This is a genomic window from Paenibacillus sp. J22FR83 (assembly GCF_059691955.1).
The window spans coordinates 414,449-438,205 of the sequence record NZ_JCAUAM010000001.1; the positions used below are offsets into that span (position 1 = coordinate 414,449).

Sequence of the window (23,757 nt, forward strand, 5' to 3'; positions counted from 1 at the left end):
TATTAGCCTCCCTTATAAATCCCTGTGTAAAGATAAACGAAACGAAGATCCGTGGACCTTCGTTTCGTCGTCCTCGCAAGGTTACATCTCAAATATGATTGTTGGATTGGTTGTAATTACCGCAACCACTTCTTTATAAATACCGCCATAGGTCATTCCGAACGTATACGTACCAGGCAATAGTTCCTTGCTAATCTCGCCGCCTGTTGTAGTTCCTACGTTCAACCAGCTTCCCGCATAGTAGCTCACGCTGCCGCCATCGATGGGATTCCCCTGGCTGTCTTTCAACTGAACCTTCACTTTGATCGTTTGGAAGGCAACTACGGGATCAATGCCTACGTTCTGTACTTGCTCCTTATACGTCCCTTCATAGGTCATGCTAAAGGTGTAGGAACCAGGCAACAACTCCTTGCTGGCTTCGCCGCCAACGGTACTGCCCAACGTCCGCCAGCTGCCCGCATAGTAACTTACATGGCCACTGTCGATCAGATGGCCTTGACTATCCTTCAGCTGTGCCTTCACCTTAACCGTCTGAAAGGCAACCAAGCCATTCGTTCCTGTATGCTGTACTTGTTCTTTATACGTTCCTCCATAGGTCATGCTAAACGTATAGCTGTTGGCTGGGAGGTTTTTACTTACTTTGCCGTCTGTCCCCGTCACGCCAAAATCCTTCCATCCCCCATCATAGTATGTCACGATGCCTCCGCTCAGCGGATTGCCAGTACTGTCTTGAAGCTGCACCACTAACGGCGATGTCGTTACCGGTGGCGTCGGATCCGTGACAACCGGTCGAACTTCCACATCGTCTAGATAATAGGTATCCAATCCAGAAGGTAAATCCGTGAACATGTACATGGCCATATTCGTGATATTGCCGGTCTCTTGAAGCGTATACATGCCTTCTACATGTGTCCACGACGAGGCACTTAAAGGTTGGCTTGTTAGAATAATCTTCTGCTTCGTTACGCCATCTACCTTGTAAGCCAATCCTAACCGCAGTACCACCCCAGATGTGGATTCAGGCGCCAATTTGGCCCAAGCCGAGTAATAATACGCATTTCCTTTCAGGATATTGGCAGGAAAGTTGACGCTGCCAAAAGCGTTCGTCTTCGTGATCTTTAACGACTGGCTTCCGCTATGCGCTTGAAGCGTACTCATTTCTCTCGCAATTTCCCAACCGGTATAAAGCGGCGTTGCCCCCTCCATACCTGCATCATTAATTAAGTTGCTGCCTAGATTCGGAGCAAGCACCGTCACGACAGCCGTTGCCGATTTCCCGCCCTTAGAAGCTGTCACTGTAATCGTAGCTGTACCGGAACTAATTGCATGCACAGTTCCCGTCGCATCTACCGTCGCGACATTTGGTTGATTCGAGCTCCACGTTACCGCATTGCTCGCATCCGACGGCAGCACCGTCACAACGAGCGCTTCTGACTGACCCAAGGTTAAGCTCAGCGAAGCCTTGTTCAGGTTTACTTCAGTGACTTCAGTCCAACTCGTATTTCCTTTAAAAGAAGCCCAGTCCGTCAAAACGCCCGTTAGTAAGGCAGGTTTATTCGCGTTTCCTAGCAAGCTGCCCGCCTGACTTCCAATCGAGATTTTGGTTCCTACATTGATGCTTCCCGCAAATCCATATAATTGATCCTTTCTCATGATGCCTTCCGTCAATACTCTTCCTGACTGTCCCGGTGCAATGGGCTCTAGTGCAATGCCGATGAAGCTCTCCGCAGAATCACCAGGTGTCATGAGGCGCAATGTCGTTTTATCCGTGTCAAAAGATACAGCGGTAAACCGCGGAATGCCCACCTGCGTATGGTTCTGAAGCGTCATTTGTTTATCCGGCACTTGCGGATAATATTCGTTCCCGGTGACGTTATACTCTACCGCGTAGCCTGAAGTGCCCAACACGCTATTTATAACATTGATGATATAAGCGTTGGTTTGTTCCGTATAATTCTCATTAAACAGGATGGTTTTAGTCGTGCCATTTTCAAAAAGTACTTGCAACGTTTTCGGGTTGACTGTACCGTCCCCAAGCCTTCTACCCAGCGTATTATTCACTTGGATATTGGAGCTCACACCAACTTTAATCCCCGAGATATCCCAGTAGCCGTATAAGTAACCTTTCAGGCCTCCGCCGCCATCACGAGTAGTATACGCTCCCAGAATATCTGACACAGCACTTCCACTCACCTTCACATTGGAGCTGCTTCCCGCCGATGAACTAAACAGTGCAAGCGCTCTTCCTCTGTGCCCATCTACATAACCGATCGGTGTACTGTGATTGAACGTAACGTTATAGTCCGCATGATTCGCATATTGGTTCTCCGGCTTCTGGGTGATCCATGGCGAGTCATTTTGAAGCAGATAGGTGCCTGAGAATTCACTGTTATTGAAGATTACTTCATCCTCTGTTCCGCTTCCCAAGGATTGTATAACAATGGGGTTTGACGTTACCGTTGAAACAACTTGGCTGTTATTGATGATATTTATTTGAGGTGTAGTAAAATCCTCACGATTATGCACATACCAGCCGGTAGCCTTAGAAACAAAGGTACTATCGTAGAAGGTTTCTACTACACCACTCGCTGAACCATACCCCCAAGCATGGGAACCATTCCCGCTGCTTCCTCCCCAGACTTGAGCGGGGTCTAAATCCGCTGGAGGTGTCACACCTGGATGTGCAGCTATCCAATTCTTCCGATAGTCAACCGCTTCCAGATTCCCATAATGCTCAATGTAGACATTCTTGATCATATGGATAGCATCTTTATTTCGACCAGATTCCTCGCTGTGAAGTGGATATCTCATATTTTTGGCTGTAATCTTCAGATTCTCTAAATTAGCCGTTCCTTGCAACCACAGTGTCGATTGTTCTGTAATTTCACTATTCGTAGCTGATGGGCTATTCTCTCCCTTGAGCCACACTAAATCCCGATCTGTGCCTCGAAGCGTCACATAGGGCTTCACGACCCAATTCTTCTCCGTATACACGCCTGGATAAATCTCAATCACATACTGTTTCTCGGCGCTGCTATCCTTAATGCTGTCATTCGCCAGCTTCGGTGAGATATAATCCCCTGTGCCGTCAGGCTTCACTGTTATCGTGACGATTTCGTTCGTTCTTTCAACGACGGTCACCGTACTGGTTGCTATTTTGCCACTATCCATCGTGATTGCCGTGATTTGAGCGACACCCAAACTTCGACCATATACGGCTCCATTCACATCAACGGTGGCCACTTCCGGATGATCCGAATACCAGACAACCTCTTTGTTAAACGCATCAACAGGCTGAATGACAGGCAGCAACGTTTTGGTTTTACCTTCCATAACAGTCGTAGAACTTGTATTCAGGGTCATATCCGTCACATACATCCATGCAGGTGTTTCCTTATAGGTGACAGGTCTTACTTCTACATCATCCAAATAAAAGACGTCATTCTCAGCTGGTTGGTCTGTAAAAACAAACATCGTGACATTCGTAACGTTTCCTGTCTCGTTAATGGTAGTAGTGCCCCTCACCTGTTTCCAATCCGTACTGCTCAGAATAGGACTGGAGTTAAGAATTTGCTGTTTCACTACGCCATCTAATTTATAGGAGAGAGCAAGCCTTAGCACTTTGCCAGGTGTCAAATTGGTTTGTAGCTTCACCCACGTGGAATACTCGTATTCCTTCCCTATCTCGACATTCACGGGAAACTGAATACTGCCGTGTTGATTGGTCTTCGTAACTTGCAGGGATTGGTGTCCGCTATGATACTGCTCCGTGTTCATCTCCCTGATCGTCTCCCATCCGATCGGAAGAACAGCCGCTTCCATACCCGGGTTAGCGATTAGGTTATCTCCCTTCACAGCTACGCTTGCCGCCGTATCCAGCGTGATGGCATCAATGCCAAAGTCTCCCTGGGCATTCGTCGGAATGACTTTGATTTGTTTGATCGTACCCGTCCAAGCCGGATGATTACTAGGGTCCCACACATATTCCCTGATGTTCGGATCATTCGGCAGCACGAATGTCGTTAGTTTATTTAGTGGGTTCCATTCGGAAGATGCCGTCGTCCTGAAGTACACTTGGGCTTCATTCCCGCTTGTGTCGTTCCTGAGCTTGATCTTAATCCGCTTAATGGCTGAAGCAGCGAAATTGATGTTGTCTGGCGATATGAGCTCAGGGCTACTACCCGTTGAGGTTGCTTGATAGATTCCGCCTGCTGTCTGACCTCCTGTCACTTGATTGTTCGTCGTCCAACCTTCCAAGGTGGTAAAATCCCAAACCTTAGCTGTGGTATACATGTCGACACTCTGAACATTCGAATCCCAATTCACAACATACCCGAAGGCTTGATTGAAGAAAGTAGCTGGGATTAACAACTCGCCTGATGGCTTCAATTCAGGAGCACGCTCCAGTAAGATACCTTGGCTATCTTTATACGCTGTCTGATCACCAACCTTGAGTCGGTATACCCGATTGTCTTTCACGCCAATTAACGTTTGTGTCGATGCCTCCCATTCTGTGCTGGCGCCGATTAGCTTGAGCATCTCTCCCGCTGGAACCATGACCGTTTGATTCGTCACTACTGGTTTTTCATAGAACTGGGCTTTCTTGCCGTCGATTTTCACGTTAATGCCCCCATCTGGTGAGTACACAACGCCAATCGCATCAATACTGAAATCTCCGGGAACTGTCATCGGATCGAACCGGATTTGCCGAATAATCCCTTCCCATTTGGCAATCTTCCACATATCCACGACATAGTCGGTATAGCCAGTTTCGTTGCGTTCTACATAAAAGCTAATGGACTTGACCTCGTTCCAGGCCGTATCCTCATTAGTAATAAAGAACACCTGACCTGAGGAATTCTTCGTACTCTTCATTCTGATTTTCAGATAAGGATGCGATGCAGCTTGAATATTCAAGTTGTCAGCAGACATGAGGCCAGGATCGATATTGTTCGCTGTTCCTGAGTAAGCGCCATCGCTCACCCCAGCGTTGATGACCTGTTTCTCCACACGCCAACCTTCAGGATCGCCGTTGGTATTGAATCCCCAGAACAACCCGTATTGGTCTGTAACCGCTGGAGGCACTGGGTTCTTTAATGGCAATGCTCTCCCCGGCGGATGCAGGATGTTAATTCTATCCTTCTGTGCTTGCGTTGGCTGTACATCCGAATGCGCTGTACCGCTTGTGAATACATGGCTAATCGCATCCAAGTAGCCAAACCCCGCTAAGCCCGCAGGCATAATGAAATGTCCTTCCCCTAACTCGTTCCAATTATCCAACATGACCATTTTCTTGCCTAAGTTACCGGCTGGCAACGATGGTTGTAAGGTATCCTTGGTCCACTGTACAACTGATTGGAAATCCGAAGGCGTGGTGTAGTAACCGGCATTACCTCCCCAAGCCACATCATCTCTTCCCATGCTGAGCATGGGCAGCGCATCGATGATGCCTGTATCGCGTTGTGCCGTCATGTAGGATTTCTGAACGTCTGCATGCCCGCCTACACTGCCCCAAGAATAGGCATAGACGGCATCGAATCCAGCCAGTTTGCGATCACTCATGGATGTTACATCCGATGCGGAAGTGGTCGTCAAGAGAATGATGTCATCAAACCCAAGCGCCTTGACTTCATTGCGCAAATAATCCATCTCTGCCTTGACGCCTTCCAAGGTGCCGCCGAAATCCCTTTTGAGTCCACTTAGGCTATAAATGGAGATGATCGGTTTATTATCCATCACCATATAACGCGGATCTTTGAAATAATACTCGATCCAGTATGGCACGATGTTCGTACGGAAATCTTGACTATCCTTCACTTTGGATGCTGCATTCTCCCACATGATAGCGAACTTCGTCTGATTGCTATATTGGGCATTGAAATACCCATCATGAAGCGAGTTATGCAGATAAGGTTCTTTGACTGGAACGCCTTCCCCATAAGAAGGTCTAAACCAACATGAGATTTGGTAATCAATTCCATGCTCAGCCAACCATTTATTCTCCCAATCAGCCGTCTCTGGGTTCCCCTCGTCATAGTATCCCAGATAGGGTTCACGATCCGAGTAAGGCGTAATGGTATCCCACCCGAGATGGTTGCCTTCCCGCCAGATAGGACAGCTCTGAATGCCGATTGCCTGATCTGTCGAGATTGCAGGCGTTGGAGCAGGTACATAATTCGCTGGAAGCGTCAAATTTTCATATACGAGAATATCGTCCAGCCAGATCACACCTTGCGTTGTTGCCGATACCTTAAATGCGATACCGTCCAAACTTGCCGAGGCAGCTGCCAATGGCACCCCTTGTGCTTGCCGTTTTCCATTGATGTATAGGTCCGCCGTAGCATTCGCCATATCCAACTTCACTTGTACTTCATACCACAGATTAGCCTTGTAATCATAAAAGGGGACCGGCTGGCCTACATCATTGATGTAGGAGAGCTTGCCGTTCGCGGTTAACAGCTTCATCACCATCGTACTGCCACTCAAGACTTCTGCGGAATAGCCGTCCTGCCCTTGCGGAATGAGTATCTTGTAGGCAAATACGGTATTCGCTGAGGTGGAAGGCACATTTTTCTTAAGGCTCATCTCTCCAGTGGCTCCAGCCGCATTCAGTTTCAGACTAAATACATCTGGACGCACTGCACTCTTCATTTCCTCGACCGCTGCTATTCCGCCAGCTCCAGCAATCTGCCAGTCTTCAGGCAGAAATCCCGGCATCAGGGAAATGAATCTTTCATTGACCGCGTATCCCTTGTGAATTTTAACAGGAGCCAGAAACATATCGCCTTTCGAAGCCCCACCTGTCTGAATCTGCACGTGATCGAGACGGGTGACAGCATTTTTAAAGCTTGCATTGGAGGCTTTATGAGCACCGTTAATATAAACATCCGTCGAATTGGTACTAATATTTGCAATGACTTTAACACCATACTCTGTATTCGCCGTATAGGATTGCAAGGTCTGACTCGTACCGCCAGAGGTTTCCAGACGAAGCTCGCCATTTCCCGTCACGATGCTGACAGCCTCTGTATCGTTACTACTGAGGAGCCATTTAACGCCGTCCATCATGGCGGATAGTTTAAAGCGATACTCTAGTGTTATTACACCTTCATTTTGTTCGATGAATTCCCTGCGTATAGAGACCGGCAACGTTGTATTCGTATCACTCATTTTGAACCAGTTCAGATAGGAAGAGGAAAGACTGCCCCCCGCCTTACGAACATCCCAACTAGATGGCAAGACATCCATCGTGTTGTTATTGGGAAAGGAAAAACTCTCGTCAACCAGATAGCCTGCCCCTACCGGAACATCCTCCGCTTTCGCGGTAGGGGATTGTAGCATGAATACAAGTACCATTAGCATGCAAGCATAGATGATCGCCCCAGCGGCCCATCTTCTCTTGTTCATTAATGATCACGCTCCCTTATCCATCATAATGAATGCGTTTCCAATCTCATATCATGAAGTCCCCCTATATCTATTGTTCCCATATGAAATTGGAACCGAGTAAAGACATAGCCCGGTTCCAATTGTTCGATTACTTGTTTTGCGTCCTCCAAGCGTCGAGCTGCTTCTGTGCTTCAGATTTAATTTTTTCTAAGCCAGCATCTTTCAAACGCTGCTTCATATCGCCCAAGAACTTATCATAATCAGGCATCGCGCCTGAATATAAAATGGGTTGCAGTTCCGTATATACGGCATTAACTTGAGCAATTTCGGATTTCACGACTTCCCCATTAAAAAGGAATCCGAGGATGGACGATGTTTTGGCTTCATTATTATTTTTTTGCATTTGCTCTAGGGATGCCTTCGAGTTCCAGCCTGAATCCCATTGATCCCATAGCGGCCCCAGCCAGTTATGCCAGATGGCCCAGGTTTGTTCTGCTCCGCTCTTCGCATCTACAGACATGGCATCTGTGCCAGCGCCGGATTTAACCGTGTAGTTCTTTCCTTCTAGCCCATAAGCTAGCGTGTTGGACAGCTTCTTATCTTTCCAGACCAAATTAAGCAGTTCCATTGCTCTTTCTGGATTTTTGGATGTTTTGGAGATGGCGGTTGCCGCCCCTACCATATTACTTGTTGCTATGATGGGATAAAATGCAAGCGATTCCACGGTCGGGAACCCAAACAACGCTGTCGACTTCGAACCATCCTCCGTATATCCGCCGGAATCACGCATGACCGCATATTTCCCAGACTTGGCTTCAGCAGTGAAATCCGTTTTGATTGCCGCATCTTTGGCTACATACCCTTTCACATAATAATCGTGCATAGTGCGATAGTTATTGACGAATTGGGGAATGTCTGTTTCCAATACGAATTGGTTCGCCTTTTCATCATATCGGATCCCTTTGGTTACATTGGTATGGTCTGCGATAAAGTCCCCTGGAGCAGAAACTGTTTTCGTGACCAGCAATGGCGTTATCGTAGGCTCATTCTTCTTAATCGTTTCTAAATAGGGCTCGAGATCCTGCAAATTCTTTATTTTCTTATAATCCAGATTGTACTTCGTCGCCAAATCTTTTTTGAACACAATGCCATTCGGCGTGGTAAAAGGTCCCTGACCTGGAATCGCCATAATCTTGCCATTATACGTAACGGACTTCCAAGCACGTTTATTCACTTTCGCGAGAATATCCTGCCCATATTTGTTCAGAAGATCGTCCAATGGCAGGAATGCACCTTTTTGCACATTGGAATCGATCGCATTCGTCCAGTTCGAAGTAAATACAAGGTCGTATGGTTCGCCGGAGGCTGACATCAGCTTCATTTTGTCTTCCCAGCTTGCTGCGTCAATAAAGTTAAAGTGCACATTCGCGTTTACAGCGCTTTTAATCGTTTTATTCGCTTCTGCTTCAATTGCCTCTTGATCCTTCATCGTATCAATCGGTTTACGCATGTACCAACTCAGGTTCACTAACTCTTTGGTTGGCTCGACTGCTGCGGTCGTCTTGGGAACTGCTGAGCTGCTGCCCGTGGCAGTTGGCTCATCTTTCTTATCTGTGCTGCACCCGCTAAGTACCACGGAAACCATTAACCCCATCGACACTACGCTGCCTACCACTTGCTTTGTCTTTTTATTTCCCCTGCTCACAAACATACCTCCCTAAGAATATGATGTTCATTTATATATAACAGACACAGGACGAAAGATCCATGCGCTGGACTTACTATTATTCGCTACCCTTTGACAGATCCAACCGTCAACCCCTGAACGAAATAACGCTGAAAGAATGGAAAGATGACCAGCATCGGGCCTGCTGCAAGAATACACATCGCCATCCGCGCTGCTAAACTCGGTACTTGTTGTCCTGGCTTAACCAGACCATATTGCATCGCTTCGGCGCTATTAAGGAACTCCATGTTGCGCAGTACCCGGATGAGCAAATATTGCAGCTTCATCTTATTCTCGTGGTCGATATACAACAGGGTCAGCCACCAGTCATTCCAATACTGCAAGACCAGGAATAAGCCAAGTGTCGCCAACGCCGGTTTACTAAGGGGAATGACGATACGTGTGAAAATGGTAAGTTCGCTTGCGCCATCGATTTTGGCCGATTCAAATAATGCATCTGGTAGTGTTTGTAAGAAGCCTCTCATTAACAACACATGCCAACCTGTGATGAGGAATGGAAGAATCAGTGCCAAGAGGTTATTCTTCAAATCCAGCCAACTCACCATCAATATGTAAGATGGAACTAGCCCACCTTGGAACAGCATGGTAAAAAATACATAGAACGAGAGTCCCTTCCGATAAGCATAATCTTTCCTTGAGATCGTGTAGGCGAAGCTTGTGGTAATCCACAGCCCTGCCACAGTCCCTATAAGCGTGGTATAAATGGTCACCATATACGCATGGAGCAAGACAGCAGGATCATGGAGAATCACACGATACGCAGTTAAATCGATCTTCTTTGGCAAGATAGAATATCCATACTTCAGAATATCGCTTTCGTTCTGAAAGGAGGTGCCTATTATAACTAGAAAGGGATACAGGCAAGCGATACAGACAAGCATAAAAATGCCATGAATAATCCATGTACTGAGCATAAATGGTGAACGAGTGTTAGCAATCCGTGGTGTCATCATAGGACATTCTCCTTAAAATAATGAATTTTCACGATTAATTTTCTTCACGATAAAATTCGTCAACAGGACCAACATGAAACCGACCGTTGATTGGAAGAAGCCTGCAGCTCCTGCCATACCAATATCACCCATATCAACTAGCGACCGATACACGAAGGTATCGATGACATCTGTTGTTGTATACAGAGAGGAAGAATTCAGGGTTACGTTATAAAATAATCCAAAGTCGCTATAGAAAATTTTACCAATTTGTAGGATAACCATCATGATGATGATCGGTTTAATCATGGGAATGGAGATCGAAATCGCCTGCCGCAGCTTGCCTGCCCCGTCGATTTTGGCCGCTTCATAATACTCTGCATCCACACCCATCAGTGCTGCATAATAGATAACCGCCCCGTACCCAAGTCCCTTCCATACCGCTCCAATAATGAGGATAAATGGCCAATACTTCGGTTCGTTGTACCACATGACAGGGGCAATACCGAGCATCTCCAATCCCTTGTTAAAAACACCGTAATCCATATCCAAGAGCGCCCGGAAAGCAAACCCAGCGACGACCCATGAGATGAAATAGGGAATGAACAATACGGTCTGATACACCTTCACAAACCGCTTAGAGACCTCCCGAAGCATCAGTGCAAATGTGACCGAAATCATGGTGCCTAACGTAATGAATGCCAAATTGTAGAGCAGTGTGTTCCTTAGCACGCGTTGCAAGACATCGCCCTTAAATAGAAACTGGAAATTGTCCAAGCCTACCCACGGGCTGTTCCAAATCCCCAGATCGTATTTGTAATCCTTGAAAGGAAGCAATAATCCGTAGAGTGGCACGTAATCAAAAATAAACAGTAGCGCAATGCCCGGAAAAGCCAATAAGGTTAAACTGAAGTTCTTTTTAAAAGTTCTCATGTATCTGCCCCTTCTTGCTAGAGTGCCTGTGATGATTGCGTTAGTGATACCTTTACTGTAGATAGTTGAGGTCCAAATGTATATTTTGAAAAGTGTCTTTCTCTTCGAAAAATGACTTTCTCGCGTATGAATAGGCTTCGATTCCTGCCTATATCTCCGATAATTACGCATTAGCAGGGAGATTGAATGTACAGAACACAAAAAACGCTCAAATGACTACAGGGCAGTCACTTGAACGCTTATCGAATTACAATGATTTCACTATGAACAAACGAGCATTTTGACAGAAGCTTCCTCCACAGTCGTCAGAAGTTCACCTTGGGGTTGCCTGTCTGAAATGATACGATGAACAGCGCCTGCATCAGCAAATGAAAATAAATCACGCACACCATACTTCGTATGATCCATCATCACGTTTACCTCAGACGCTTGTTCGATGACAAGTCTTTTGATTTCAGCTTCATGCATATTGGAATTGCTGAATCCGTGTTTCGTCGTGAACCCTGTTGTTCCTATAAAAACGCGGTCAAATGCCATCTTGGCAAGGGCAACGGATGCCACCGGTCCGACCATCGTCGATGTTTTATCCAACAGCATGCCTCCGACGACAATGGTCGTAATCTGCTTGCCTTGCAGCTCAACAGCGATGTTCAGCGCATTGGTAACGACAGTGATTGGCATCGCAGGCGTTAAATATCTCGCAACTTGAAGCGTCGTTGAGCCGCCATCGAGGAAAATGGACTCCCCCGCTTCAATAAGCTGCGCCGCGCGGAGACCCATTCTCATTTTCTCTTCCATCATGACGCCTGTACGATCCTGCAGAGCAATATCCTTGCCTACGAGAATAGCGCCTCCGAACGTACGTCGGAGCAGCCCCATGGTCTCAAGCTTCTCGATATCACGACGTATCGTCATTTCCGTGACATCGAACATTTCTTTCAATTCAGCAATTCTAATCTCTCCATCAAGCGCCATACGATCAAGGATTTGTTGTTGCCGCCCGTTTATCTGATTCGTACTCATGGTGAACCTCCGTCAATGTATCTTAGCCTCATTATCCCAGTCATTTAACTGAGGTTCAACCTAATTTCATAATCGACTGTTTCACCCGGTGCTAGATAAACCAAATTCCCTTGCTTACGTTCTTCTTGCCGTCCTCCTACATGACAATTAGCAGGCTCAATGCCGAGCACATGCGTACCTGCGCCTGGCATATTCCACTGGATAAGATTTGGAAGCGTTTGCGATGACCATGCGAGGGACACTTGAACCTTCGTCGTTCCACCGTTCAGCGGGAAGCTCGGATTCATAATTTGCACGGAAGGATGATGCGATGTCTCATGATAATAAACCTGTTCCTGGAACGCAGCTTCAGGAGATTGCCACATTTGCTCTATCCCTGCCGGAGTAGTATGAGGCTCACGCGGGCTCACCTTGTTGCTATGAAATCGAATAAGCGTCCCTTCCATAAGTAACGGAAACCCAAAGTTGAAATGATATAACATCATGTGCGGACATGGGGCAAACCCCATATTCCGAACGGTATCCTTAATGAGAATCGCATTCTCACCAACCCGGCTGCTTATTTCCCTAGATAATTGCAGCCATCCACCGAATATCGACGTTTCGTTAATTAGACCCGTAATACGTAGATCCATCTCGTCTTCCTGCCAACTGCTTCGTGCACATACTTCTTCTGCTGGTGTATGGTGATAGCGTCCATGAAGTCCTAGATGCTCGCCCTCGTCATCACAACTAGCCCCTACTTGCATAAGACCACATGTCATGAGAAGTCCACCGGAAGCAGTCCGAAGCCAATGATTACCTTCCGCCGCATAGTACGCAGGATGGACATTCCCATTGGGCGATTGCCAGCTAATCGGCACGCCATGATACTCAGCCAATGAAATGTCTAAGCCCTTGGAAGGGGTTACGTTGTAACTCAAGCCGGCACCTGTGCGCACCTGAATATGTTCAACGCCAGCTTCTTTACCTTCTACGCTAATGAACCGTTTGATGCCAGCTATTTGTTCCATCTTGCCTACACGCGCTTCCAACTCTCTCCGTGACCATTCTCTTCCATATAAGTTCATGGGAATTCACCTATTCATCCTCATGAATAACAGGCATCCGTTGGATATGGACATCTGTGAAAATATCGAACTCATCCCGGCTCGTACTTGAAAATTCAGAAATGATAGCGCCCTGTTCGCCAGCCTGGAACCAATGCTTGATGCCAGGTTCAATCGTGTATTGCTCGCCAGGATATAAAATGATTTCATGCCTGACGGTATAGTACTCCTCACTGCCTGGAGGAAGTTTAGCAGCAATCTCAGGCGTCGGTTCACCCTCCACATAGAGATATACGTGTCCCCCGCGGCAGCGGAATGTTTCCTGTTTGCCAGGGTCATCAGCGATTGGCGGATGCAGGTGTTCTGGACATGTTTGTCTAGGAAAAAGAACCAATTCCTTCGCACAATAGCGGTCGGTATTTATGTAGGTTATGAGCTCTAATCCTTGCGTGTCAAGCTGTCCCAGTCCAAAGTCTGCCACTTCGATACGCGCAATCTCATCTTGCGTTAATTGAATGTTGGCTGCGTTTAACATATGCTCAGCCCGCTGCTGAGCTCCCTTGATCTCGCTTCGCTTCATTCACTAACCACACTCGCTTTCGGGGACTTATGATGGGGGCCAATCCATATCTGATCCCCATTCGCGTACCAATGGGGCAGGTTCAATTTCATCGCTTGTTTCTTCCATCCGTTGTTCATTCGTTCTCTTATGGCTGCCCATTCCGTTATTCCACTCGTCGCATCGGCATATTCAACATTGCATGCACCAACGCCAACGGCGCAATGCAGCGTCTCACTCAGCGTTAAACCTTGGGTTATTCCATAAAGGAAACCAGCTATTGTGCAATCGCCTGCACCAGTCGTACCTACAACATCAACCTCATAACAGGAGGAAAGCAACTCGCAGTTTAACCAATCTTCCACTTGATTCTGGTTAGGGGCACTTCGTCCCATCCGGGCTAATCGCCTCTCATCCGATGTTGTTCGTACATAGATCCCATGCTCTCCGAGCTTAATGACCACAATCGCCGCGCCCATGCCAATGAGTTCGGAGGAGAGACGAGCTAATAATTCACCGTCTGCATAAGATAGCAGATCCCCCTCTGGCGCTTCTTGTTCCATCACATCGAACCGTTCCCGATCGAGCATATACACCAGTTCCTCGAAGCTAGGTAAACATACATCAACAAATGGCATTGCCTGTGTCAGTATAGCACGCCAATCTGCCCTGCCAGCAGGGGATGATGGATCCGGTTTAGCCAAATCAAGCGACACGGTTACGCCACTCTCTTTCACTTTCTTCAATAAACGAAGAAGTTCCGCCCCTTCCTGTTCATACATTTTCTTCATCAGGGGTGGATAACCAAAATGAAAGAGTCTTGCTCCTTGCAGCTGTTCCTCTTTCAAATCAGAGGCCGAAAATGTATCATTGGCTCCTGTCGCGTGGAGGAATGTACGGTCCCTATTCGGCGGGGAGATCACGATGGAATACGAACTCGTTTCCTTCGGCGATACAATCATCCCTTCGACGAGCGAAGGATCCTGCTGTCTAAGCAGGGTAAGAATGGTCTCGCCGAAGGGATCCGCGCCAATCTTGCCCATTAATTTCACTTGGCTGCCCAGACGGTGAAGCGCAATGCCCGTATTTGAAACCGCGCCGCCTGTCGACATAACGGCAGGGCCAACGGTAACAAGTTTGCCTGGCAGAAGCAGGGCCGTTATATCTGATTGTGACTCATGCATGGTCGGTATCATATCCAAGCAAATATGCCCGGCCACGATGATATCCGCTGGTCCGCTCACATTTATTCCTCCCAATGTAGCGATATGGTTTGGCCTGTTCTGTTGGATTCTAGAGCGGCAGTAAACACATGGTGACTCGCGGCCGCTTCTTCTGGCGTAGCGCAATAGAAAGGCTGCGCCATCTCACTACGATGTGTTAACTCGTCACAGAAAGCAGCCCACATTTGCAAGATGGAATCTGAGAAACCGAATTCAAAGATGCCTCCTGTAAGGGTTTCATAGGCCGATTTATAAGGTGTATCTGTGATGTGCCAGGATTGTACACCACCTGATTTGTACGGTAATGAACGAACTTGCTTTGGATTCTTCGTTGTAAATTCAGCAGAGAATTCCGTGCCCATAATACGAATAAACCACGTGTTTGCATGTCCGGGAGCGATACGCTTGGTCGACAAGACCATCGGAAACTGCTGATCACCCGTTTCAACCTCACAAGCCAATATGGCATTGTCCCACGTTTCGCAAGGAACCATCTCCCCTTTGTCATTGGGACGTTCCGGTATAATCTTGGAAAGCAGCGCTCGTACCGAATTCGGTTTCCAGCCGAAACGCATTGGCAAATGAAGCACATGCATCCCTAGATCGCCCATACAACCATATTCGCCATTCGTCGCAATACGCCTCTTCCAATTGATGGTTTTCGTAGGATCCAAGTCGCTTGAATGCCAGAATCCAGCTTCAACTTCAATAATCTTGCCGAATTTATTCTCTCCCACCCATTCCACCATTTGCTGAACGCCTGGGAAAAAGGGGAATTCCGATGAGCATCGGACGATGACATCCGGATTTCGTTCAATGGCTTCCATAATCAGCTTATTGGCTGTCTGATCAATACCGAATGGCTTTTCGCCAAGCAAATGTTTACCCGATTCAATAATATCGATGTAGATTCCAGCATGAAGATTGTGGGGAACCGCACAGTAGATGGCGTCGATTGTAGGGTTAGCAAGCATTTCTTTATAATCCGTGTAGGTTGCTTCCACGCTAGTTATGTTGTCTTGGAACCACCCCGTCGCTGCAGGATTAGCATCGCAAACCGCTACAATTCTGGGTTCACTGTCAATATGGGTAAGATGACACCATCTTGCTGCGCTGCTGGCAAATTCCTTGCCCATGAGTCCACAGCCGATAACGCCAAAACGAATTATTTTCTTATGCATCGCGAGATGTCCTCCTTTTGGTCACTTATTTGCTTAATAGCGCAAGTGCCTGCTCTTCCGTTGCCCCATGATGAACGATGGACATAAGGGCTTTGGTCATACCAGCTGGATTGGGATGCTGAATGACATTGCGGCCATAGACAATACCAGACGCGCCTTGCTTCATCAGCTCCACCGTGCGACTCATAATTTCCTCATCACTGGCTCTTCCTCCACCCCGAACAAGAACAGGAATGCCGGATGCGATCTCTATGACACGATGGTATTCTGCCACATCGTCACAAGGATCCGCCTTTATCACATCTGCGCCAAGCTCTACAGCTTGCCTTACGAGCGGCAAAATTTTGTTGATATCGCCATCGACGGCATAGCCGCCCTTCACTTCGTTAGCTAGCATAACTAAAGGCTCGACCATGAGCGGCATGCCGAATCTTTCGCATGCTGTTTTGAGCAGTGATACATTGCGTGCGCACTGATAATGAAGTTCCGGCTGATGCGGTAGTAGCAAGAGATTCACACAAACTGCTACAGCATCCATGCGAACGGCTTGCTCAATGGCGTTATCAATCACTTCACTGAACAGAAACTTCGGCAGCACCACCCCATAAATATTGGCAACATCTGTACGAAGGACAAGCCCCGGTTTATGACTGCCGGGTATGGATTGCAGATGTTTGGCTTGACCTAGGCTCAGTTGAATACAGTTGGGAGCCGCGTCTACAATGGTTTCGATAGCTTCCTTCATATTTTCGATACCCGTTAGAAATTGAATTTCATTAAAAAAGCCATGATCAATCGCAACATCAAAGCATTTCCCTTGCTCGCTAAACATTCGGTTTAATCTTGGTTGTACGGACATGTGCGCCATCCCCTTTTTTGTGATGTTTTAAAATAACATCAATAAGTTAATTTATAACATTATTTTACGTTATTTTGTAACATTCGTCTATATGAATTTCCTTTCGTGATCTTGCCACGATGGAAAACTAAGGTATGATATAAAGTGACTGGATTACGTCATGCTATTCTATAGAACTTGAAGGTGCCTATATGGAATATTTGCTGCTATCACGTTTAACCCGGCTAGATGTGAAATGGATCTCCGAATTACAGGGGAATGAACACTTTGGACTGCACAAATCCAACCCCTTTTTTGAACTTATTATGGTGACCGAGGGGCCCATCTATTTGCAAGTAGGTGAGGAAGCTTTAGAACTTCAAAGCGGGGAAACGTTCCTGCTGATGCCGTGGGAGAAGCATGGGGGCTGGCAACCCATTGCTAAACAAAGCGGATTCTATTGGGTTCAGTTTGCTGCTGAACCTGGGCTGATCCTGCATAAGGAAGAGTTGGAAGAGGGAGTGCCTTTCACATCTGCGGCGCATCAAGATTTGAGAACTTCCTCGACAGAAAATCTAACTGACTTTCTACTATTGCCTCGTCGCAGCAAGCCCTTCAATCGCTATGAGATTTTGGGTATTTTCGAGAAGATCCAACAACAATTCAGCTCGCCGAAGGGGTATTTTCGTTATCGCGCTTCCCTATGGCTTGGACAAGTCTTGGAACTGCTGGCACAGGATTTGCTAGATCAGAGACATATTAAACAGGAAGTTTCTTCTACTTTTCTGCTATACAGACGACTGGTGAATGAGCTGGATGAATCCTATACGACCAATCCCTCCAGTAAGGAATTGGAGCAAACGCTCCATCATAGTTATGACTACCTAAGTCAACTTTTCAAACGACACGCGGGCATTACGATTGGTTCTTACATCCATCAATTACAAGTACAGAAAGCAAAGCATCTGCTCTCGAGCACCACCAGCATCATTCGAACGATTGCGGAAGAGGTTGGATTCCAAGATCCCTTCTACTTCTCCCGGATATTCAAAAAGCTGGAAGGCATTAGCCCCCAGCAATTTCGAGATTCCGTATTAAATAGGCAAACAAATGAATGATTCTAAAGAGAGGAAGTGCCATTTATAAACACAAGAGGGATCAGGCCTTTCGTTGGGCGTCCTTGCGAAGTGATTTCTACAATGAGATCATATCTCGCTTCTTCCAATCCACTTGGCGTGAATGCAAACTCAAGTTCGGTTCTACCAACATGGCAATGATATTGTTCAAGGGAAGCAGCTACTTTCGCTCCGGGAGTTATCGTCCACCCTGATGGCAGATGCCATTTGAATTGCAACCATTGCTGCATAAACAACTGATTATCTATAATAATTTTGATCGTTTTTGGGGTGCCTTCTTGAATGAATGGCGCCTCTTTGTAATCAACTAATGCAGAGAAAATAACAAAATCGTAGGCAACTTGAAACGGACTTTCGTTCAGTTTATCGGCAAAACTCCGCTTCGTCCAAGCATTGATTTGCTTAGGTTGACTAAACAGTTGCTCCTTCTCTTTCACCTCAATGGTATACCCATCTGTAGGCGTTACGACATCAACGATTTGACTACCGAGAAAACTTGGCGTTAATCGAATAATCCGCTCCGTCAATTCTGTTACTGTTTTGGGAATGCGCAGTCCCTGATCACCTAGATTTAAACACAATGTCTTGATCGAATCTCCAATAGGATCCGTCCATTTGCTCGGAATACGTTCAGCTCCGCCGATTATTCCTAAGATTGAACCTATCGTAGCAGCTGTACAGTCCGTATCTTCGCCACAATTATTCGCAATACAAATACTGTTGCCAAAATCGCCTTCGCCGTACAACCATCCAATAATAGTAATGCCTACATTACTTGGCGCATCATAGCCCATTCGACCGATGGGTACATCCGTTGGTAAATCTTCCGGTCGCATAGAGATAATGCCAAAACTTCCCGGTACATCGTTGAGCACTTGAATTCGGGCTTCCTTCCATGACAATCCCCTTGCATAGGCATCTCTCGCTGACGCAACTCCTTTGGCTACACCTGAGTCGGCAGGGATATAAGATAGGCCTATATCTATTAAGGTATCTCGATCACTCTCTACAAAGGCTGCGCTTTCAATAGCTGCAAAGAATATTTCGGCATATACGCCTTCGCTGCAATGATCGACAATAGCATCCTCATACGCGTATTTAACGGCTACATCTGGATTTCCAGGAGCGAGACAAGCCCAAATTTCGGATCGAATAAATGCCCCGTTACTATCCCCGAATACATTATTTACATAACCAGAAAGTGGAGGAACGAGTCCCTGTCGCAAATTATTTTTCCCAGCTCCGTATTCGCCCCAATTAGGAACAATATAAGAGAGCCAATACTCACCTAGAATTGTTGCTGTGACATTACGGCCATACTTCTCTGCCACATTCAGCCACACCAATTGTAAATCGAGGTCATCGTTCGGAAGCGGTTCTCCATTCAAATCTTGTGTATAAAAATCAACTTCGAATACGCCACGTTTGCACTCGAAAGGCGCTCCTAAAGTGCCACCTACATTTTTGCCAATCCAACAGCCCATTAATTTGGATCTGTATTCCTGTAAACTTAGTTTTCTTTGATTCATCGTGATAATTCCTCCTATATCGTCATACTTGCTACATGAAGTATAGCAAGCAAAGTCATACGGTTAACATGAAGGAAGGATAGTTCTATTTGTTAAAAATCTGTCTTTTGTCCATCCTGTCCATGCTTACTATGCAAAATGAGACCAAAAGCATGTCATTGTAGGATGACATGCTTTTGATCTCAATTACTGGAACTACTAAGATTTAGCTCATTACCATGAAACGTGGATCGTTCCTGTTATACCTACAAGACGCAACCGATTGTCTTCCTGCATGCCGCTCCAATTGATAATACTGCCTTCTCGGCCATCTCCATGTTTAATTTCAATGGCCCCCGAATCTAACATGTCTAGGGGAGGATATACCGTCACTTCGGCATCCAACAAATTACTAACAGTGATCGTGCGGATCGTCTGCTTCATCTTGGACGGTGTTGGCTGATTCTCGCGGCACGTCACCCGGCTCCGTTCCTGCTGGTTCACGAACACACGGCATTCATCGCGAAACGTTCGGTCAAGCGCATACTGCCCAGCGTTTCCGTTGCCAAGAATGACCGTTTGTCCTGTGAACAATGGGACTCCATCGGGAAACCGCATCTGGAGCTGTACCGACGAATCCTGCTTGCAACCTGTCACAATGAAACCGTTCTGATGCCGCGATACGAATAGAAGGGCCGATTGTGATTCCGGATCTTGCTTCACTTGGCGCAGCGAGAGGCCAAAGTCCTGCAGCATGTATCGCAGAATCAGGGACGTATCCATCCATTCGAGGTCCTGCCGAACCGGCAGATGTGTAATGCCAGCCTGAACGAACGGCAGCGAACCTCGTACCCAGCCAATGCGGCCGCCGTTCCATGCGGGCAGCGAACGGGATAAGGCGAAGATCCGTTCTTCCCCGTCCTGTACTGCGACTGCACCAACCCGTGTACCGGCATCTTCCTTGTTGCGCAGTGTTACCCCCAGCGTACCATCTCCGATGTCGGCACGATGCCGCAGCTTGCGTTCACCACTGTCGCTGTATACGTTATCTTCCTCGAATGAAAGCGCGAGGGTCAAATCTCCCTCCAGTCCGCCGCCGTCGGCAGCTTGTAAATTCAACAGATCCAACAGCTGCGGCTGCCGCACATCGCCGTACAGCAGCACTTTGCCGCCGTTTTGGACAATCGCTGCCAACTCCGCAATCCTAGCTTCGTCCAGCCACAATGCCGATACGAATAGGATCGTATCTTTGAGCTTACGCCGAGCTTCGACTGACATTTCACGGAACGTGTCTGTGCCGATTACCGTGTTGACCGGGAAACCCTGATTAATCGCGCAGCGCACGAACCAATCGTGGAAAAACACGCGGCTTGAAGCTTCGTTATCTCCTTCAACCGTCTCATGCAGTTCACGAAACGGATAAAGCCAAGTGACAAGCCCCGGTTCATCCGGCGCTTCACGGAAAGCCTTTTGAATATGAGGAATAACCTCCGCAGGCCCGTCACCCCACAGCTCACCTTTCTCCGTATCAATGGTCAGAATTTCCACGATGCCCGGCATTTCGGCTGCACCATCAGCATTAATGCGTGTTACCGACAGAGGCCCGTAAATATCGTGAGGCTCCCGATCATAGTAATCCCACCACGGATTTTGCCAAAACCATGGATCATTCACGTAAAAACGGTATGGGAAAGTTTCCCCCGGCAGCTCGGCAATTCTTGACATATAGCCTGTCAGCTCCAGCCCGAAATCGTAATTGAGCGCTCCCCAAGGCGAGTTTGGTGGAGGGAATTCCAAATACTTCTTCTCATATAGCTCAAGAAAAGGAATGTAATCTTTGGCCAAGTCCATGCCGGTTCCATAATTGGTCCCTCTCACCTCTGTCCGCACTCCTGGGCATTCCTTCTTGAACAGATCCCAGAACGACATGACTTTAGAGGAAAGCTCGCTATAATCGGCCAACGGTAGCTCTGTCCCGTTATAATTGGCGCCGAGGTATGTCCAAGGGAAATAAGATAGGGCAAAGCCATTCGAGAACCAAATATAATCGAAACCGATCGCAGGGAGGAAACTTGCACATTGGCGCCCAAGAAACTCCCCGAATGGCGTGCCTTCTGGAATTCCGTCTGGATATGCGGCATAAGCCGTGTGATCTTCAGTTAACTTAGACCAGGGACAGACAACGGTATAATCGGCCTTCAGCGATACATACGTACCGCCAAGCTCCGCGCGATTAATCTCTGGATGATCTTTATATTTAAAATCCGAATAGGCAAACTCCGGACCCGCATCGAAAGGAATACCGATCTCAAGTTGAACACCGAATTGATCTGCTGCAATCCGTTTGAACGAATCGACGACTCGGCGCAAATCACCGTAGGTAAATCGAACCGGATTGTCGGTATACAGGCGGGCAATGTGAGGATCGCTCTTGTCCTTGATATGACTGAACATCTCTTCGTTGGCAAAACCGATATAGCGACCCCACTCGAATTCGTCTTCATGCTGACCGTTCCATGTTAGAATTTCACTGCCATCCGAAACCCACAGCAGCACCGAAGCTGAATCTGCCATGCCGATGAGCGGTTGCCATTGCCGCAGTGCTTCCGTACAAACTTCATCAATTGCAGCCTGTTCAAGACTCTTGAACGGCTTTAGACTCATTTCCAGCGTTGCGCGTTTCAACTGCTTAGTACCGCTGTTTGCTTTGTGCGTCACCTTGTTCAAGCCAGTTCACTCTCCCTTAAACGATCTCCAGTTCAATGCCCAGCACTTTAGCAACGTTGCGGATTTTCGGTGCGACATGCCCAACACCTAGCGCGAAATGGTGAGTTGGACCAGCTGAACACCACTTCTCAACGAACTCGGCAACGGAGCAGCCGAAACTGCAGCGCGTATTCGTGTTGCCTGTCTGCGGAATTTCTCCTTTGATCGACTCGCCTTCCGTCGCGATCATCTTGAACTTGCCGTCAGCCGTTTGTGAAACTCCCAACAACGTGACGGGGCCTGACTTAATGCTGAATTCGACGCCGATGCCGGATCCTCGCTTGCCGTGGAACAGATCCAGCCCGCGAATGATTGGGCGGCCATCGCTGATTTTGATATTGTGCGGACCATCATGGCCGACCAGTACGATATCATCCACGAAGTCGCATGGATGCAGCTCTGCGAACGAACCGCCTGCGTCGAGCCTGTCCATGATCAGCATCGCTGCGCATGTTTTGAGATCCGCTTCGCCCGCAAGCGGGATGCCTTTACCTGTCAGCAGGGAATTCCCCAGCACCATATTGGAACCGATTCGCTCGTATTCATTTCCGTCCAAACCTCGGTAATAATACGCGAGTCCCGTGAGACCATTCTCCGCCACAAGTTTATCAAGCCCGACAGCAACCTTGGCCGACCAATCCAAGTCTTCCGGTTTAATCGGTCTTGTAACTGGATCAATGAACGGATCCGAGATCGTAAATATGCTCTTGATCTCGTCAAGTTTGTCTGCTGTTTCGGCGGCGGTTACCCCGTTCACCAGCTTAGCCAAATCGCACATCTCCAGCATCTGCACATGGGAGCCAAATGCAGCTGTAAATGCTGTCGGGTCCGAATTCATATCGTACATACCCTCGTAAGTGTGACCCAAGTAGCCGATCTTTGCATGCTTGAAAGCACGACGCGCATTCGCGACCTGGCACCATGACTTCAGTTCACTCGCAGCTCGTGGATCATCATGCAGCGTGCCCACGATCATGCCAGCCGCAGGTTTACCCGCGCGGATGAGTACTCCTCCGATTTCAGGAAGCGAACATATATTATCGTTGGCTAGCTGCATGTACGTTGTCGTATTGCGGTAATCAAGCCGCTTCCTCGGCTGAAGCGCGACGAGAACCGTTGGCACGCCGACGTTCAGAATGGCAGTTGCTGCCGAGGATGAGGTTACATAAGTGCTCAAAAAGACAAACAGAAAATCGATATCTTGCCGCTTCAAATGCGAAGCTGCCGCGAATGATTTATCAACATTATCTACAAAGCCAGCCGAAACGACTTCAACGTCATGAACGCCTAGCATCGCTTCGAACTCTTTACCGTAACCGATCAATTCTTCCCGAAGTCCGGGAAATTGCTCCCAATAGGGCTCATGCCCAACGTTAATGACGCCTACACGCGCTGATGCACGTTTGAATGATACACTCATTTTCAGTTCCCCTTTGATTGGTAATGACTACACTTATAGAGTATAAAATCAGC

The 23,757-nt window shown here is 47.4% G+C and carries 14 protein-coding genes; 1 reads left to right on the top strand and 13 read right to left on the bottom strand.

The features are described 5' to 3' along the window. Positions 1-81 precede the first annotated feature (81 nt). The 10 genes from AC58PV_RS01335 to AC58PV_RS01380 all read right to left on the bottom strand — a co-directional run bounded on the left by AC58PV_RS01335 (position 82) and on the right by AC58PV_RS01380 (position 16,895). Entirely contained in the window at positions 82-7,407 is a 7,326-nt protein-coding gene (locus AC58PV_RS01335) for an Ig-like domain-containing protein (protein ID WP_497430493.1), read from the bottom strand. Positions 7,408-7,537: 130 nt separating this feature from the next. After that, positions 7,538-9,094: a DUF3502 domain-containing protein gene (locus tag AC58PV_RS01340; RefSeq protein WP_497430494.1), complete on the bottom strand. Its 1,557-nt coding sequence runs from the start codon at positions 9,092-9,094 to the stop codon at positions 7,538-7,540. Positions 9,095-9,180: 86 nt separating this feature from the next. Continuing rightward, positions 9,181-10,089, bottom strand: a complete 909-nt coding sequence (locus AC58PV_RS01345) for a carbohydrate ABC transporter permease (protein ID WP_497430495.1) — start codon at positions 10,087-10,089, stop codon at positions 9,181-9,183. 12 nt (positions 10,090-10,101) lie between these two features. Beyond that, a complete protein-coding gene (locus tag AC58PV_RS01350) occupies positions 10,102-11,001 on the bottom strand; it encodes an ABC transporter permease (RefSeq protein ID WP_497430496.1) in 900 nt (299 codons plus the stop codon). Between the two features lie 261 nt (positions 11,002-11,262). Then, positions 11,263-12,024 carry a DeoR/GlpR family DNA-binding transcription regulator gene (locus AC58PV_RS01355; protein WP_497430497.1) on the bottom strand — a complete coding sequence of 254 codons (762 nt, stop codon included), beginning with the start codon at positions 12,022-12,024 and terminating at the stop codon, positions 11,263-11,265. A gap of 44 nt (positions 12,025-12,068) precedes the next feature. After that, positions 12,069-13,094 (bottom strand): DUF4432 family protein, encoded by a 1,026-nt coding sequence (locus tag AC58PV_RS01360; RefSeq protein WP_497430498.1) that lies wholly within the window; start codon positions 13,092-13,094, stop codon positions 12,069-12,071. Between the two features lie 10 nt (positions 13,095-13,104). Continuing rightward, positions 13,105-13,653 carry a D-lyxose/D-mannose family sugar isomerase gene (locus AC58PV_RS01365; RefSeq protein ID WP_497430499.1) on the bottom strand — a complete coding sequence of 183 codons (549 nt, stop codon included), beginning with the start codon at positions 13,651-13,653 and terminating at the stop codon, positions 13,105-13,107. Further along, positions 13,650-14,876 carry a carbohydrate kinase family protein gene (locus AC58PV_RS01370; RefSeq protein ID WP_497430500.1) on the bottom strand — a complete coding sequence of 409 codons (1,227 nt, stop codon included), beginning with the start codon at positions 14,874-14,876 and terminating at the stop codon, positions 13,650-13,652. The genes AC58PV_RS01365 and AC58PV_RS01370 overlap by 4 nt, the downstream gene beginning before the upstream one ends. A gap of 2 nt (positions 14,877-14,878) precedes the next feature. Further along, positions 14,879-16,036: a Gfo/Idh/MocA family protein gene (locus AC58PV_RS01375; RefSeq protein ID WP_497430501.1), complete on the bottom strand. Its 1,158-nt coding sequence runs from the start codon at positions 16,034-16,036 to the stop codon at positions 14,879-14,881. 25 nt (positions 16,037-16,061) lie between these two features. Further along, entirely contained in the window at positions 16,062-16,895 is an 834-nt protein-coding gene (locus tag AC58PV_RS01380; protein ID WP_497430502.1) for a class I fructose-bisphosphate aldolase, read from the bottom strand. Between the two features lie 191 nt (positions 16,896-17,086). On the opposite strand from AC58PV_RS01380, the gene AC58PV_RS01385 reads away from it, so the two are divergent. Next, a complete protein-coding gene (locus AC58PV_RS01385; RefSeq protein WP_497430503.1) occupies positions 17,087-17,992 on the top strand; it encodes an AraC family transcriptional regulator in 906 nt (301 codons plus the stop codon). 2 nt (positions 17,993-17,994) lie between these two features. Here AC58PV_RS01385 and AC58PV_RS01390 read toward each other — a convergent pair whose 3' ends face one another. The 3 genes from AC58PV_RS01390 to AC58PV_RS01400 all read right to left on the bottom strand — a co-directional run bounded on the left by AC58PV_RS01390 (position 17,995) and on the right by AC58PV_RS01400 (position 23,704). After that, on the bottom strand, positions 17,995-19,539 hold the full coding sequence (locus tag AC58PV_RS01390) for an ADP-ribosylglycohydrolase family protein (protein WP_497430504.1): 1,545 nt from the start codon (positions 19,537-19,539) through the stop codon (positions 17,995-17,997). A gap of 213 nt (positions 19,540-19,752) precedes the next feature. Then, a complete protein-coding gene (locus AC58PV_RS01395; protein WP_497430505.1) occupies positions 19,753-22,245 on the bottom strand; it encodes a hypothetical protein in 2,493 nt (830 codons plus the stop codon). A 16-nt stretch (positions 22,246-22,261) separates the two neighbouring features. Then, a complete protein-coding gene (locus AC58PV_RS01400) occupies positions 22,262-23,704 on the bottom strand; it encodes an L-arabinose isomerase family protein (RefSeq protein ID WP_497430506.1) in 1,443 nt (480 codons plus the stop codon). Between the last annotated feature and the right edge of the window lie 53 nt (positions 23,705-23,757).

Bases quoted from the DNA above. Each gene is read 5' to 3' on its own strand.
- AC58PV_RS01355 (WP_497430497.1), bottom strand. From the start codon at position 12,024: ATGAGTACGAATCAGATAAACGGGCGGCAACAACAAATCCTTGATCGT.
- AC58PV_RS01360 (WP_497430498.1), bottom strand. From the start codon at position 13,094: ATGAACTTATATGGAAGAGAATGGTCACGGAGAGAGTTGGAAGCGCGT.
- AC58PV_RS01400 (WP_497430506.1), bottom strand. From the start codon at position 23,704: ATGAGTGTATCATTCAAACGTGCATCAGCGCGTGTAGGCGTCATTAAC.
- AC58PV_RS01390 (WP_497430504.1), bottom strand. From the start codon at position 19,539: ATGAATCAAAGAAAACTAAGTTTACAGGAATACAGATCCAAATTAATG.
- AC58PV_RS01350 (WP_497430496.1), bottom strand. From the start codon at position 11,001: ATGAGAACTTTTAAAAAGAACTTCAGTTTAACCTTATTGGCTTTTCCG.
- AC58PV_RS01385 (WP_497430503.1), top strand. From the start codon at position 17,087: ATGGAATATTTGCTGCTATCACGTTTAACCCGGCTAGATGTGAAATGG.
- AC58PV_RS01380 (WP_497430502.1), bottom strand. From the start codon at position 16,895: ATGTCCGTACAACCAAGATTAAACCGAATGTTTAGCGAGCAAGGGAAA.
- AC58PV_RS01375 (WP_497430501.1), bottom strand. From the start codon at position 16,036: ATGCATAAGAAAATAATTCGTTTTGGCGTTATCGGCTGTGGACTCATG.
- AC58PV_RS01365 (WP_497430499.1), bottom strand. From the start codon at position 13,653: ATGAAGCGAAGCGAGATCAAGGGAGCTCAGCAGCGGGCTGAGCATATG.
- AC58PV_RS01335 (WP_497430493.1), bottom strand. From the start codon at position 7,407: ATGAACAAGAGAAGATGGGCCGCTGGGGCGATCATCTATGCTTGCATG.
- AC58PV_RS01345 (WP_497430495.1), bottom strand. From the start codon at position 10,089: ATGATGACACCACGGATTGCTAACACTCGTTCACCATTTATGCTCAGT.